Origin of the sequence: Myxococcus sp. SDU36 (genome assembly GCF_030168875.1) — a bacterium.
GTDB lineage: Bacteria > Myxococcota > Myxococcia > Myxococcales > Myxococcaceae > Myxococcus > Myxococcus vastator.
The window spans coordinates 6,653,839-6,667,851 of record NZ_CP077414.1; the positions used below are offsets into that span (position 1 = coordinate 6,653,839).

The following is a 14,013-nucleotide window of genomic DNA, read 5'->3' on the forward strand; positions in this document are numbered from 1 at the left end:
GCCCCATGGACTCGGTCCTCGACAACATCCTCTTCCTGGTGGGCCAGCGGATGCCCCGGCTCCAGTCGTCATCGGCGAAGCCGGACGCGAAGCTGACGTTGGAGACCGCCGCGCTCTGGCGCCAGTACGGCTGTGGCCTCCTGCTGTCCGAACTGGACGAACAAGGCTTCCGAGACGGCCTGGAGCAGGCGGCGACGCTCTATCTGAACCTGCTCAGCCGCCGGAGCGCGTGCTCCGAGTTCGACCAGTACTACCTGGCCCGCAGCAAGGGCGACCCGCTCTTCGACGCCCTGGCCGCGGGCAACTGGGACATTGCCCGGTCCATTGCCACGGTGATGACGCCGACCTGGATGCAGCGGATGGAGTCCGAGGAGGACTTCCACTACTTCGGTGCCCTCATCGCCCTGGTGCTGGCGCAGCCTCACGTGGACGCGGGGCTCACCGCGTTCGAGCGAACCCTCCAGGGTGGAAGCTCCCACCGCTTCGACGTGGTGAAGGCCCTGTCCACGGCGGATGCCGACGCTTTCGACGCGGGCCTCCACGGCATGATTGAGGAGCAGGCCGCCTGGGTCGAGCGCCAGCAGCGCTCCGGCCTCTTCGACCCCTACCGCCACAAGACGGAGGCCTTCGTCTTCATCGAAGGCGTGGCGTTGGTCCAACTGGCCCGCCGCCTGGGTGTGCCAACCCAGGAGCGCTACCGCCTCATCCCCGCCGCGGCCCTGGAAGGCCCGGCCCGGACATGAGGCGCCCCAGCGCCGTCAGGCCTCCGCTGTTTCAGGCACGCCGCCCCTCGGCCCCCGCTTGAGCGCCAGCAGCGCCACGACACACAGCGCCGCGCCCGAGGCGCACACACCGGCCCAGCCCCAGTGCGTCCAGGCGAAGGTCCCCAGCCACGAGCCCGCGGCGCCGCCCGCGAAGTACGTCACCATGTAGAGCGTGTTGAGCCGGCTGCGGGCCTCCGGACGCAGCGAGTACACCCGCGTCTGGTTGGAAATCTGGTTCGCCTGGACACCCAAATCGAGCAGCACCACGCCCAGCGCCATGCCCCACAGCCAGCGTCCCAGGGGCCACATCACGACGAACGACAGCAGCAGCACGACGATGGCCCCGGCGTTGATGCGCCGGTCCCCGCGCTTGTCGGCGTAGCGGCCCACCAGCGGTGCCGCGGCGGCGCCCACCACGCCCACCACGCCGAAGAGCCCCGCCACCTGCGCGTCGTACTGTTGCGGCAGGCTCTGGAGGTACAGCGCCAGCGTGGACCAGAAGACGCTGAACGCGCCGAAGCTGAGCGCGCCCAGCACCGCATGCAGCCGCAGCACGGGCTCGGTGCGCGCCAGGTGGATGAGCGAGCGCAAGAGCCGCGGGTACGGCATGGCGGCCATGGGCGGCTGCGACGGCAGGGTGAAGCGCAGCACGCCGGCCAGCAGGAGCATCAGCCCCGCCGCAATCCAGAACATGGTGCGCCAGCCCAGGTGTGTCCCGACAAAGCCCGCCGCCGTCCGGGACAGGAGGATGCCCATGAGCACGCCGCTCATGACGGTGCCCACCACCCGGCCTCGCTGCGCCGCGGGGGCGAGGTGCGCCGCGAAGGGGGCGAGGAGCTGGGGGGTGATGGTGGTGACGCCCACGAGGAAGCTCGTGGCCACCAGCCAGCGCAAGGTCGGCGCGAGCGCCACGCCCACCAGCGCGAGCGCCACCAGCATGTTCATGGTGACGATGACCCGCCGCCGCTCCAGGCTGTCGCCCAGCGGGACGATGAAGAACATGCCCACCGCGTAGCCCACCTGCGTCAGCATGGGCACCAGTCCCAGCGCGCTCCCTGAGACTCCCAGGTCCGCGCCGATGTCTCCGAGCAGCGGCTGGTTGTAATAGAGGTTCGCGACGGTCGCGCCCGCGGCGGCGGCCATGAGCCACACGAGCCCGCTGGTCAGGACGGTGTGGGGAGTTGCCGGAGGGGAGTGCGTCGTCATGGAGGCAGGCGGACTCTCGCGCCGCGCCCGGCCAGGGTCCAGACCTGTGTAGGCTCCCGGGAATGACTGGTCCGGATTCCGCACGGGGCGGCTTGCCCGTCATCGACATGGCGTCACTGTTTGACGCCTCCCGCGTCACCGAGCGAGCGCGCGTCGCGCGTGAAATCGAGCAGGCCTGTCGCGACAGCGGCTTCTTCTACGTGACGGGCCACGGCGTGTCCGGCGAGGTGCTCGCGCGGCTGGAGCGGGAGAGCCACCGCTTCTTCGCGCTGCCCCGGGCGGCGAAGGAGGCCATCGCCATGGCGCTGGGCGGCGTCGCGTGGCGCGGCTGGTTCCCGCTCGGCGGCGAGCTGACCTCGGGGCGCCCGGACCAGAAGGAGGGGCTCTATCTGGGCACGGAGCTCGGAGGCGAGCACCCGCGCGTGCAGGCCGGCTGGCCGCTGCACGGCGCCAACCTCTGGCCCACGGAGGTGCCAGGGCTTCGCGAGGCGGTGCTCGACTACATGGATGCCTGCACGCGCGCCGCGCATGCGCTGATGGAGGGCGTGGCGCTGAGCCTGGGCCTGGACGCGGGCTACTTCCGCCAGCACTACACGGCGGACCCGACGGTGCTCTTCCGCATCTTCCATTACCCCGCGGAGGCCCCGCACCAGGAAGAGCGCTGGGGTGTGGGGGAGCACACCGACTACGGCCTGCTCACGTTGCTGGCCCAGGATGACAGCGGCGGGTTGCAGGTGAAGACGCCGCGCGGCTGGGTGGAGGCGCCGCCGCTGCCCGGGACGCTGGTGTGCAACATCGGCGACATGCTCGACCGGATGACAGGCGGCTGGTACCGCTCCACGCCGCACCGGGTGAAGAACGTGAGTGGCAAGGACAGGCTGTCCTTCCCGCTCTTCTTCGACCCGGACTTCGCCGCCGAGGTCCACCCCCTGCCACGCGGCGCTGACGTGGACGAGGACCGCGCCCGCCGCTGGGACGGCGCCAGCGTCCACGCCTTCCAGGGGACCTACGGCGACTACCTGCTGGGCAAGGTGTCCAAGGTGTTTCCGGAGCTGGTGCGCCGGGTGGGGGACGCGCGCGGACCGTTGTCGCGTTGACGGCGCCCAGGTCGCGTGCTTGAGAACGCCGCGCCAGAGGACGCGCTTCGGCGCGTCCATGCCGCTCACCGACCAGGAGACATCACGATGATGACCGTCAGCGCGTTCAAGTGGGTTCCGCCGTTCGCACAGGGCCTGGTGCGGGACCTCCGGGTGCGGTGGGCGCTCGAAGAGGCGGGGCTGCCGTACCAGGTGCGGCTCATCGACAACAAGGTCCAGGCCTCGCCCGACTACCGCAAGCTCCAGCCCTTCGGGCAGGTGCCGGTGCTGGAGGAGGAAGGCCTGGTCCTCTTCGAGTCGGGCGCCATCGTGCTCCACATCGCCCACAAGAGCGAGGCGCTGCTGCCGACAGACGCGGCGGGCAGGGCTCGCGCGGTGACCTGGCTCTTCGCGGCGCTCAACTCCATTGAAATCATGATTCAGCCGCTCGCCGAGGTGGACCTGTTCTTCGCCCAGGAGGAGTGGGTGAAGCTGCGCAGGCCGGGCATCGTGGAGGCGCTGAAGGAGCGCCTGGGCGAGCTCGCGGCGCGGCTGGGCGAGCGCGAGTACCTGGAGGACCGCTTCACCGCGGGGGACCTGATGATGGTGACGGTGCTCCGCATCCTCCGGCACACGGACGTGCTCGACGGCTTTCCCACGCTGAAGGCGTACAAGGAACGCTGTGAGGCCCGCCCCGCGTTCCAGCGCGCCCTGGCGGCCCAGATGGCGCCGTTCCAGCAGCCTCGCGGTTGAAGCGGCCGGACGCTGGCGGGCACGCACCCGCCAGCGCCTCGGTACGGCTCAGGAGCGGCGCTGCGCCTCGTCACGCGGCAGCAGGCGGCCACCCAGCATGGTGATGCGCTTGGCCGCGAGCCGCTCACGGGCCTCCGGCGCGATGTCCTGGGGCGTCCACTTCAGCTCCTGGTCGAACTCCACGTTCACCTCGGTGACGCCGTCCACCGTCAGCAGCCGCTGCTCGATTTCCCGCATGAAGTAGGCGGCCATCATGCACATGGGCGAGGTGATGTGCATGCGCACCGTCACCTGCCCCTCCGTGTGCTTCACCGACTCAATCAGCCCCATCTCCCCGATGCCCAGCGGCACGCCCGTGGCGCAACTGCACGGGTCGGGGATGTCCTGGATGCGCTCGCGCAGGGTCTGCTCATTCATACAGGCTCTCCTGGTAGCTGTACGGCGGGAGGTCGCCGCGCGCCGCCTTCAGCTTCGCGAACGCGTCGTTGGCGATGTTCTTCTTCACCGCCTCCACGTCCACGCCCGCGTAGCGCGCGTAGTTGCCGCCCAGAATCATCCGCTTCACGTCCGGCGTCACCTGCATGCCCGCCACCTGCACCAGCTCGTCCGGGAGCTGGAAGTCATGCCAGAACTTGTGCAGCGCCGGGTGCGGGTGGCTGAACACCGTCCCGGAGCCCCACATGATTTTATCCGGGCCCGCCCACTTCAGCAGCGCCGCCAGGGACTCGGCGAACCAGCGCTCGCGCTTCACGATGAGCGCGCCCGTCACTTCCAGATTGACGTACACGTTGGGGAACAGCGACAGCTGCATGCCCGTCTCGTCCAGGAAGGCCATGCCGCCGTGGACGATTTCGAAGTTCAAGTCAGGGAAGGCATCCGCCGCCCCGCCAATGTCATCCACCTTGTAGGGCTCCAGCGGCACCGCGCCCATGGGCAGGCCCTTGTGCACGGCGATGTTCTTGATGCCCAGCTTCTGCGCCCGCTCGAAGAGCGGGAAGGCGATGCTCGGGTCATCCATGCGCCAGCCCGTGTGGCGGAACTTCTCCCCCAGCCACGCCGCAGGGTAGAGCTTCAGGCCGCTGGGCTTGAGCGTTTCGTACTGCTGCTCCAAATCATCCAGCGCCGCCGTTCCGCGCAGCGGGTCCACGCCCGCGTACACCAGGAAGCGGTGAGGGTAGTTGCGGTGAATCTCCAGCGTCTTCTCATAGGAGCACAGGCCGTCGTGGTACAGCGTCTGGAGCGGCAGCACGTGGTGCACCGCCAGGTCGACGCCGCTCTCCACGAAGAGCAGGTGCGCCAGCTCCCTCACGGACCAGTTCTTCAGGAAGCCCTCCGCCGTGGGGACGCGGTACGCCTCCCCGGACAGTCCGCTGTGCAGCCCCCAGATGAGCCCCGCGAGCGACTCGGCGTACTTGCCGGCGCGGTAGTTCGTGGGATGGAGGTTGTAGGCGTGTGTCACCGCATCGATGACGAAGTTGCCGTCAATCATCCGAGGACTCCTTTCACGGTTGGGCCGGGAGGACGCCCGGCGTCATTCGCTACCACCAGTGGTACCCAGGAGCTGTCCCAGGCCCTGATGAATCGACTCCACGTCGAAGGGCTTCTCAATCTGGAGGTTGGGCACGCGCTCCAGGAACTGGCGGGCCCGCGTGGTGTACGAGCCGCCGGTGATGAAGATGAAGCGCTCCGCGATGCCGTCCCCGCGCTCACGGACGCGCTCGTAGACGTCCATGCCGGAGATGCCCGGCATCATCAGGTCGCAGAAGACGGCGTCGAAGGGCGCGCCCGCCGTCAGCACCGCCAGCGCGTCCTCGCCGTTGTTCACCACCGTCACCCGGTGCTTCATGCCGATGATGCGCGCCAATGAGCGGCCCACCGCGGGCTCGTCGTCAATCACCAGCACCTGTCCCCGCCGCTCGGCGTGGGGCGCGGGCGCCACCGGCGCGGCCTGGGTGGGGACGGCGTCCGGCGCCGTGGGCAGGGTGACGGTGAAGGTGGTGCCCCGGCCCAGCTCGCTGCGGACGGTGATGTCACCGCCCAGCTTGCGGATGAGGCTGTGGCAGATGGACAGCCCCAGCCCCGTGCCCTTGCCCACGGGCTTGGTGGTGAAGAAGGGGTCGAAGACGCGGGAGAGCACCGCGGGCGCCATGCCGCAGCCGGAGTCGCTCACGTCCACCAGCACGCGGCCCGGCGGCCCGGCGCGGACCCACACGGTGATGTGGTGCTCCTCGGCGTTGCCTTCGGGGATGGCCTGCGCCGCGTTCACCAGCAGGTTGAGGAACACCTGGCCCAGTCGCGAGCCGTCCGCGTGCACGCGCGGGACGGACTCGTACTTCTTGATGAGCCGCGCTCGGTGGCGCAGCTGGCTGGTGGCCATGTTGATGGAGAAGTCCAGCGGCTGCCGCACGTCCACCGCTTCGCGCCGCTCCTCGTCCTGACGGGAGATGAACTTCAAATCCCGCACGATGTTGCGCACGCGCATGGCGCCTTCCTGCGCCTCCTTCAGCAGGGCCTCCGTGTCCTGCAGCGTCGCGGGCCACGCCACGCTGCCGGGGCCACGCTCCCCGGCCCGCGTCAGCTCCGCGCCCAGGCGGCTCACGGACTCCAGGGCCGAGGCCAGGTTGGCCATGACGTAGGTCAGCGGGTTGTTGATTTCGTGCCCCACGCCCGCCGCCAGCGTGCCGGCCAGCACCATGCGGTCGTTCTGCAGGAGCTGCGACTGGGCCTGCTTGCGCTCGGTGATGTCGCGCGCCATCACCACGACGGCCTCGTGCCCGTCGAACTCGATGGGGATGCCCACGCTCTCCGCGTCGTACCAGGTGCCGTCGCGCCGCAGGTAGCGGACCTCCCGCAGCGGCGCCAGCTCGCCCTTCACGGCCGCGGTGTGCACGCGGTCCTTCACGAGCTCCAGGTCATCCGGATGGACGATGCTCCAGATGGGCTTGGCCATCAGCTCGGCCGGGTCGTCGTAGCCCAGGGCCCGCAGCAGCGTGGGGTTGGCGTAGATGAAGCGCCGCTGGGTGTGCACGAAGATGCCTTCGGGGGCCCGGTCGATGAGCCTGCGGAAGCTCTCCTCCGAGCGGTGCAGCGCCTCCTGCGTGCGCTTGCGCTCGGTGACGTCCTCGAACGCGAACAGCCGGTAGCGCATGGCGTCCCCCGCCACCGAGGAGGACGTGGACAGCCGGCGCAGGGTGCGTCCATCCGACAGCCTGGCTTCGTCCTCCAACAGGCCCGGCACGCAGCCCTGGTCCGGGGCCGCGCACAGGCGCAGGAACTCCGCCGCGTCGCCGGCCTTGAGGCAGTGTTCAATCACCTCGTCATGGGTCAGCTCGCCCCGGTGGATGGCGCTCTCCAGCGCGGTGATGCCCCACAACTGGCAGAAGCGGTGGTTGACGTAGTGGACCCGGCGGGTGCGGATGTCGACCAGGTAGAGGCCGAAGGGCAGGTAGTCACTCTCCGGCCAGGGCGCGGGGGACGGCTCCGCGGCCAGCCGCACCGTGCAGTAGAGCGGCTCCGACTCCGACGCGGCGGTGATGCGCCAGGACAGAGGCAGCCAGGACCCATCCGGCTGGCGCCAGCGGCAGGTGCGGGAGGTGGGGCTCCCAGAACCCGGCTTCGCGAACAGGACGGCGGCGTCTTCGGTGGGGATGAAATCCTGCAAGGCCATGCCGCGCAGCGACGTCAAAGACAGGCCCACCAGGTGGCCAAAGGCAGGATTGACTTCGAGCAACACGCCATCCCGACCCAGGATGACGGAGGGCTCCGTGGACTGCTCGAAGAAGCGGTGGGCCCACTGCTCGGTCAAGATGCTTCCCTTGGGTTGCCAGGGCGCAGCCAGCGTCGGCTTGGGGGGAAAGCCGGCTCATGGCATGCGAGGTCTTCGTAGATGCCTTTGCGCTTTCCAGGACATAGACACTATTTGTGGAAAAATTGCATGTCCTGATTTCATGGGCGGCTCCGCTCATACTCGGAGTCAAGGCGCTGACGGGCCGCCTGCTCGGCGGCCGAGTACCCATGGTGGGGCGGGCCCCACCCGGGACTGACGTCGCGAGGCCTCGGGTTCATTGCCCCTGGAGCAGGGGCACGCGCTTCCAGTGGGCTTCGATGCGGCGGCGGCTCTCTTCCGGCAGCGGGAGCTGCGCGTGGAGCGAGGACCAGGTGTCGAGCGACGCCTCCACCGCGGACTTCACCACGGGCAGCACGTCGGTGACGGGCAGCGCCAGCTTCCGGGCCAGCCGTTCGAAGCCGTCCAGGGAGATGTCCTCGAAGCGCTTGGACTTCGCGAAGTTGAGCGCGAGCGTGTCCGCCGGCATGTACTGGAGCGTGGACACCAAATCGTACGCGGGCGACAGCGTGGCGCGGGTGCCGTCCGGGTAGAGCAGCGACCAGTTCTTGTGGTGCGCGTCACCGTTGCCAATGACGGCGATGAACACCAGCCGCCGCAGGAACTCGTGCAGCGCGTCCAGGCCAGCGACCTTGTAGATGACGTTGGCGACCGTCTCGTAGTTGTACTTCTTGTACTTCTCGTCCGCGTACAGCCCCAGCACCTGCGTCAGGTCCTCCATGTGGACGCGGCGGCCGGGCTCGGGGCGGTCGAAGCGGCGCACGGCGTAGGCCACGTCCTCGCGCAGGGTGATGCCTTCGGGCAGGCCCTGGATGTCGGCCACGTTCAGCAGCGCCACCTCCGGCACGGTGATGCCGGCGGCGCGGGCCCACGTCATCATGGAGAACTCGTTCTCCGGGACGCGGTCGTAGCGGTTGTCCGGCAGCTTCACAATCCAGTTGCCGCCGCGCCCGCCCGCCGGGAGCGTCATCGCCTTGTCCCGGCGCAGCATGGAGAACTTGAGCTGCACGCCCGCCAGCGAGAAGCGCAGCGGCTCCTGCTCCTGCGGCGCGTGGGGTGTCTGGGGTTCCTCCAGTGGCTCCAGGCCGCTGAGTGACAGCACGCTGGCGGGCCGCACGACGATGGCGCCGGGCAGGTCCTCGCCCAGCCGCGCGATGAGGAAGAACTCGCGCTGGCGGGCCACCTGCTCCCGCTCCGCGATGAGCTCGCGCAGCGTGCCCTCCGGGAGCAGGTTGGAGAAGAACGAAGGCAGGCGCAGGCGGCTGACGTGCCGGCGCGTGAGGTCGTCCTCGAAAATCTGCCCCAGCACCGGGCGCGGGTAGCGCTGGCGGTACTCCTCCGTGATGACGAACTCGATGCGCTCGTCCTCCAGCAGCGTCAGCGTGCCGACGTGGACGTCGCCCAGGTGGACGTCGAGGATTCCGGCCGTGGTGCGGGTGGGCTCCAAGTCAGTCCTCCTCCTCGACGACCAGCGATTGGAGGGACGGACGGTCCGACTCCTCGTGGCGGGTGCGGGCCCGCAGGAACTCGATGATGTGTCTATCGATGAGCTCCATGCGCTGCATGAGGAACTCGAGCGTGCCGCCCTCGCGCAGCGTGTCGCGCATGGCGGGCGTCACCGCCTGGCTCTGGAGGACCTCGGGCGGCGGCGCGGGCTCCCCGCGCAGCACGTCCAGCAGGGGCTGGCCGGGCAGGGGCGGGTGCAGCAGGTAGTTGGCGGGAGTGAAGAGGAAGGAGCGGTACAGCGCGGGGTCCAGCTTCAGCTCGGCGTCCGGCTCCTGCACGGTGAGGGACTTGAGCACGGGGCTGAGGCTGGCGGGCTCGGTGTCGCTGAAGAGCTGGGATGGCTCCAGCAGGGCGCCGGTGCGCAGGTGCCGAGGCTGGAGCGCGTACAAGGCATTGAGGGCCATGCCACGCGAGCGCAGCGCGAGGCCAAACGTCGCGGGCTGCGCGTGCTGGGCCAGCCATTCGTCGGACAGGGGCCGCACCTGCGCCAGCAGGGCCTGGACGGACTGCTCCTCGTCCGGGCCGATGGCGGCCAGCAGCTCCTGCGGCGACAGGGCCCGGCTGTCGAGGAAGCTGTCCACCAGGCTGCCGCGCCAGAACCCCCGCGCGAGCAAATCCCGGGTGCGCGGCGACGGCTCCGGGTGCAGGTGGAAGAAGCGCGCGAGCAGCACGAAGTAGAGCGGGTTCGTCAGCAGGCGCCCGTGCGGGATGCCCGCGTCGCGCTTGAGGAAGATGATGACGCTGCGCAGGGCCGCTTCCGTCTGGAGCAGCGTCTGCGTGAGGTCGTCCTCCTCGCGGAGCTGCTTCTGGAAGTCCTGGGTGAAGTCCAGGCCGCGCACCGCGAGCACGGCCTTGAGCAGCAGGGATTCGTCGATGCGGCCGAAGCCCAGCGCCAGCAGGCTGGTGGCCAGCGCCTTGAGATTCGGCAGCCGCGAGCCCGCGGCGCCGCCGTAGAGCGCGTTGAAGACCTCGTCGTCGGTGAGCGGCTTTCCGGAGGTGTTGAGCCGCTTGAAGATGATGCGCAGCGTCTTCTCCTCCGCGGCTTCGACGACGTACGCGGGCATCTGGTACTCGCGCGCCGCCTTGCCCAGGCGGATGGCCGCGCGCACGTGCTCCGGGTTCTTCTCGCGCCCCGGGTAGCGGTCCAGCCAGCCCAGCAGTTGCTCGCTGTCGAGCACCCGGTTGAGCGGCAGCCAGTGCAAAGGCGTCGGCTCGCCGTGCGCGGGCTGGACGATTTCCTGCGTGTCCAGGTCGAAGAAGAGCGTGAAGCCGTCCCGCGCGGCGAGCTCCTGCTCCGGGTGGAGGAGCACCGCGGCCAGCGCGGTGATGCGCTGCTGTCCGTCCACCACCCACAGCGCCTGGCTGTGGGACGGCGCGTCGATGCGCACCGGGCCGAAGCTCACGCTGGCGGCGGGGGCCTCGCGCTTCCAGAAGAGCAGCGTGCCGATGGGATAGCCGCGGTACACGCTGTCGAGCAAGTCCCGCACATCGCCGGCCTCCCAGCGCAGGGGCCGCTGGAAGTGGGGCAGCCGCACCTCACCTCGCCGGACGCGGTCCAGCAGGTCCTCGATGCTGAATGCCGTCGCCTGGGGCCGCCGCGTCAGGGTGGATTGCATGCGCTTGCCTCTGCCGGGCCTGTAACACGCCCCGCACGGGATGCCCGCCTTCCGGTGGAGGTCCCCGGGAATCACCCGATTTGGACAGTGGGGGTGGAATCGTCTGTCTTCACGGGGTGTGAATGTCCGATTATGGGCTCGAAGGGGGAGCGTGCTTGACGGGGGCTCGGCTGCCCTTCAACATGCCGTCCACGTTTCCTCTTCGGAGTGAGACGCGGCGGCGGTGATTGCCTCCCCCAAAAGCGACACCGCCGTGGAAGTCCCAGTTGAGCCCCGCGCGCCGCGTTCCCCCTCTCGGCGCGCGGTGGCCCCTGGGATTGCCGCTCCGCTCCTTTGTTCCCTGCCTGGATGACGCACGGGCGTTGGCTGCTCGCACTGCGTCTTCGCTGCGAACCGTCGAGGGACTGGGCGTCGTGCGTGTCCTGGTACGGTTCCGCCATGCCCCTTGGAGGTCGCCCGCGCGTGTTCCCGGCACTTGTCCGGCTTGTCCTGCCCGTTGTGCTGCTGGTGGGGCTCACGGCCGCGGCACAGCCCCCGGAGGGACTTCGCGGGCGGGAGCTGAAGCGGCGGCGGGTGTCGCTCTCGGTGGCCACGGCCGACAACCCGGTGGAGCTTCACGTCGCTCCGGGCTACCTCACGACCTTGGAGTTCGACTCCCTCGTGGACCGTGATGCGGTGATGCTCGGGGGCCCTGGGGGGCGACTCGCGCTGTTCGAGGTCACGTCACGGACCATCGTGCTCAAGCCCGCGATGGACTTGGGGCCTGGACGGGGCCTGGAGCTGGCCGTTTCGTTCGTGGATGGCGCGGCGCCTGCTCGCGTCGTCTTCTCGCTCGTCACGCACCCCTCCGAGGTGGACGCGCAAGTCATGGTGGCGCGTCTGCCGCGTACCGCGGATGCGATTCAGGCGGAGCTGGACGAGGTGCGCGCTGCCTGTGCGGCCAAGGACGCCGAACTGGGCGCGCTTCGAACGCGAAACGTGGCGAGCGGCCCGGCCGGGATGATTCTGGCCGGGCTTCTGGGAGAAGAGAGCTTCCGGGTCGGCAGGACCGACGCCCTGGGGACCGGAGAAGGGCTCTTGTCCGAAGAGACCGTCACGTACCTTGCGAGTGGCTGGGGGGCCGTGGCCCTCCGGGTTCGCAACACCGGCTCGGAGCCTTGGACACCCGTGGAGGCGCGGCTCTCCGTGGCTGCGAGTGGCGACCGCGTCAACGTGCTCGCGGTGCGCATGAAGGAGCCACGGATTGAACCGGGCGGCGCGGCCCTCGTGGTGGTGGAGACCGGGGCGCCCACCTGGCCAGAAGGCGCGGCGCTCCGCTTGGAGTTGCGCGACAAGGACGGGCGTCGGCGCCTTCTCATTCAGGGCTTTACGTTCTAGAACCGCGCGCCATGCTGATTGGGTTCAGTCCGGCACACCTGCAACCCGGGCAGACGGTGGACGGCTGGCGCGTCGTGAAGCCGTTGGGGGCGGGGAGCTTCGGCGCCGTCTACCTCGTGGAGAAGGAGGGACACCGCTTCGCCATGAAGCTGGCCATGCACCGCGCCAGCAGCGGGGACTCGGAGCAGGCCGACGCGCGGCTGCTGCGGGAGATGGTCTGCCTGTCCCAGGTGAGCGGCCACCCCAACATCGTGCGGGTCCACGCCCACGGACGTTGGCAGCACCCGACGCAGGGGTGGCTCTACATCGTCCTGGACTACGTGGAGGGCTACACGCTGGGGGAGTGGGTGGAGAAGACGCACCCCACGGCGCATGAAGTGGCCCGGGTATTCAGTAAACTCTCGGGCGCGCTCGCCCACCTGCATTCGCGGGGCGTCTTCCACCGCGACTTGAAGCTGGGGAACATCCTCGTGCGCGCCGCGGACGGCGAGCCCTTCATCCTGGATTTCAGCGCGGGGGACTACACGCTTGCTCCGGAGCTGACGGACACGCCCTTGCCGCCTGGCACCCGGCGCTATCGCTCCCCGGAGGCGTCGCGCTTCCTGCGCGAGCACGGGGACAACCAGGACGCGCGCTACGAGTTCAAGGCGACCGATGACGTGTATGCGCTGGGTGTCTGCCTTTATGACGTGCTGACGAACCCCCAGCCGGTGAGCGAAGCGCCCCATGTCCTGATGGGTGCCCGGTGGCCTCCCCCCGCGCCGCACGCCGTGAATCCGCGCGTGCCCGCGGCCTTGGGCGCGGCGGCCATGCACTACATCGCCCTCCACCCCGAGAAGCGCGCCCCCTCCGCCGAGGTTATGCGGCGCGAGCTGGACGCGCTGCTTAGCGAAGAAGGCGAGGCGTGGGCGGCGACGGTGCATGTCCCCACGCCGCACCTGCAGCTTGCCCTGGACGTGGCGCACAACGACGTGCCCCAGGACGAGGCGCCGCCCTCCACGCCCCAGCGGGCCGCTGGACGACGCGTGACGGGCGCAGTGGCCTCGCTTGCGCTCCTGTTGGCCTCGTTGGCGGGCTACCTGGCCCTGCGCCCCACGGCCCCGTTGCAGCAGGCACAGCGGATTGAGGAGCCCGCTGCGCCGTCCCCATCAACGGACGCTGGCGCCGCTGTGTCCGTGGCTCCCGTCGTTCCTCCAACGCCCCCTGTGTCGTCCCCTGGGGTAGCTTTGCCCCCTCCCGCACCTGTCGAGAAAGAAAGCCCTCCCGTGAAGCGCGCTCCTGCCCGAATCCCCCCGTCCGCCGAGTCCACCGCCAGGAAGGCAAGGGCGCTGGCCTCCCGTCCGAGCTGGCCCCCGTCGCCGTGGACCGGGTTCCTCAAGACGTGCGCGGGTGCGTCGGCCGCCGCCGCGCTCTCTCTTGGCTGCCCCGGTGCTCAGGTCCGGCCCGAGCCCGGTGACTGTCCCGCCGAGGCCCGCGATGCCATGTTCAACAGGGCGAACAAGAACGGGCTGCGCATGAGGCCGGGGCAATCGTTCATGCTCACCCTGGACATCCGCCAGCCCGGCGCCAATAGCGAGGGGGGATTCTACTCTGACGGCCCCGTCACTGGCGTGGTGCGCATCAGTAGGTTGCCGGGACTCCCTGAAGGGACGCGGATGTCGGGCTACCTCTGGACAAGCGGAGAGGCTGCCGTGGGGCGCTACACGGAGGCGCACCTTCCAGACGGCCGGACTGTTCCGGTGTGCGTTCTCATCGGCAGTAATGGGTACCTCCGAAAAGGGCCCAACTCCAGGCCAGGGGCCATGGAGCTCAACAAGTCTGCTTCTGCCTATTTCGTCGAGCGCTGGCCCTAGTTTCCATCGGAGAATGTA

General features: G+C 69.5%; 11 protein-coding genes. 5 read left to right on the forward strand and 6 right to left on the reverse strand.

The genetic code is table 11. The annotated features are described in order from the left end of the window. Positions 1-5: 5 nt before the first annotated feature. The gene (locus KGD87_RS27050; protein ID WP_284663693.1) at positions 6-743 is read left to right on the forward strand and encodes an Imm49 family immunity protein; all 738 of its coding nucleotides are present in this window, start codon (positions 6-8) and stop codon (positions 741-743) included. 15 nt (positions 744-758) lie between these two features. On the opposite strand, the gene KGD87_RS27055 is transcribed toward KGD87_RS27050, so the two are convergent. Continuing rightward, entirely contained in the window at positions 759-1,970 is a 1,212-nt protein-coding gene (locus KGD87_RS27055; RefSeq protein WP_284663695.1) for an MFS transporter, read from the reverse strand. A 62-nt stretch (positions 1,971-2,032) separates the two neighbouring features. Here KGD87_RS27055 and KGD87_RS27060 point away from each other — a divergent pair, with 62 nt between their 5' ends. Then, on the forward strand, positions 2,033-3,067 hold the full coding sequence (locus KGD87_RS27060; RefSeq protein WP_284663697.1) for an isopenicillin N synthase family dioxygenase: 1,035 nt from the start codon (positions 2,033-2,035) through the stop codon (positions 3,065-3,067). An 87-nt stretch (positions 3,068-3,154) separates the two neighbouring features. Further along, positions 3,155-3,799, forward strand: coding sequence for a glutathione S-transferase family protein (locus KGD87_RS27065; protein ID WP_284663699.1), 645 nt, complete (start codon positions 3,155-3,157; stop codon positions 3,797-3,799). A gap of 48 nt (positions 3,800-3,847) precedes the next feature. Here the strand turns inward: KGD87_RS27065 and KGD87_RS27070 are convergent, their stop codons facing one another. From KGD87_RS27070 to KGD87_RS27090, 5 genes are all read right to left on the reverse strand, one after another. Then, entirely contained in the window at positions 3,848-4,216 is a 369-nt protein-coding gene (locus tag KGD87_RS27070; RefSeq protein ID WP_284663700.1) for a metal-sulfur cluster assembly factor, read from the reverse strand. Continuing rightward, positions 4,209-5,288 (reverse strand): amidohydrolase family protein, encoded by a 1,080-nt coding sequence (locus KGD87_RS27075; protein ID WP_284663701.1) that lies wholly within the window; start codon positions 5,286-5,288, stop codon positions 4,209-4,211. The genes KGD87_RS27070 and KGD87_RS27075 overlap by 8 nt, the downstream gene beginning before the upstream one ends. A gap of 42 nt (positions 5,289-5,330) precedes the next feature. After that, a complete protein-coding gene (locus KGD87_RS27080) occupies positions 5,331-7,607 on the reverse strand; it encodes a hybrid sensor histidine kinase/response regulator (protein WP_350102605.1) in 2,277 nt (758 codons plus the stop codon). 253 nt (positions 7,608-7,860) lie between these two features. After that, a complete protein-coding gene (locus KGD87_RS27085) occupies positions 7,861-9,090 on the reverse strand; it encodes a type II toxin-antitoxin system HipA family toxin (RefSeq protein ID WP_284663704.1) in 1,230 nt (409 codons plus the stop codon). 1 nt (position 9,091) lies between these two features. Further along, entirely contained in the window at positions 9,092-10,765 is a 1,674-nt protein-coding gene (locus tag KGD87_RS27090; RefSeq protein WP_284663705.1) for a DUF262 domain-containing protein, read from the reverse strand. A gap of 462 nt (positions 10,766-11,227) precedes the next feature. On the opposite strand from KGD87_RS27090, the gene KGD87_RS27095 reads away from it, so the two are divergent. Next, complete coding sequence (locus KGD87_RS27095) at positions 11,228-12,142, forward strand: DUF2381 family protein (RefSeq protein ID WP_284663706.1); 915 nt, start codon at positions 11,228-11,230, stop codon at positions 12,140-12,142. 11 nt (positions 12,143-12,153) lie between these two features. Further along, positions 12,154-13,995, forward strand: a complete 1,842-nt coding sequence (locus KGD87_RS27100; RefSeq protein WP_284663708.1) for a serine/threonine protein kinase — start codon at positions 12,154-12,156, stop codon at positions 13,993-13,995. The last annotated feature ends 18 nt before the right edge of the window (positions 13,996-14,013 follow it).

What these genes read in the sequence shown, in the direction of transcription:
- KGD87_RS27070 (WP_284663700.1), bottom strand. Translation starts at nt 4,216, where the DNA reads ATGAATGAGCAGACCCTGCGCGAGCGCATCCAGGACATCCCCGACCCG.
- KGD87_RS27075 (WP_284663701.1), bottom strand. Translation starts at nt 5,288, where the DNA reads ATGATTGACGGCAACTTCGTCATCGATGCGGTGACACACGCCTACAAC.
- KGD87_RS27065 (WP_284663699.1), top strand. Translation starts at nt 3,155, where the DNA reads ATGATGACCGTCAGCGCGTTCAAGTGGGTTCCGCCGTTCGCACAGGGC.
- KGD87_RS27050 (WP_284663693.1), top strand. Translation starts at nt 6, where the DNA reads ATGGACTCGGTCCTCGACAACATCCTCTTCCTGGTGGGCCAGCGGATG.
- KGD87_RS27060 (WP_284663697.1), top strand. Translation starts at nt 2,033, where the DNA reads ATGACTGGTCCGGATTCCGCACGGGGCGGCTTGCCCGTCATCGACATG.
- KGD87_RS27100 (WP_284663708.1), top strand. Translation starts at nt 12,154, where the DNA reads ATGCTGATTGGGTTCAGTCCGGCACACCTGCAACCCGGGCAGACGGTG.
- KGD87_RS27055 (WP_284663695.1), bottom strand. Translation starts at nt 1,970, where the DNA reads ATGACGACGCACTCCCCTCCGGCAACTCCCCACACCGTCCTGACCAGC.
- KGD87_RS27090 (WP_284663705.1), bottom strand. Translation starts at nt 10,765, where the DNA reads ATGCAATCCACCCTGACGCGGCGGCCCCAGGCGACGGCATTCAGCATC.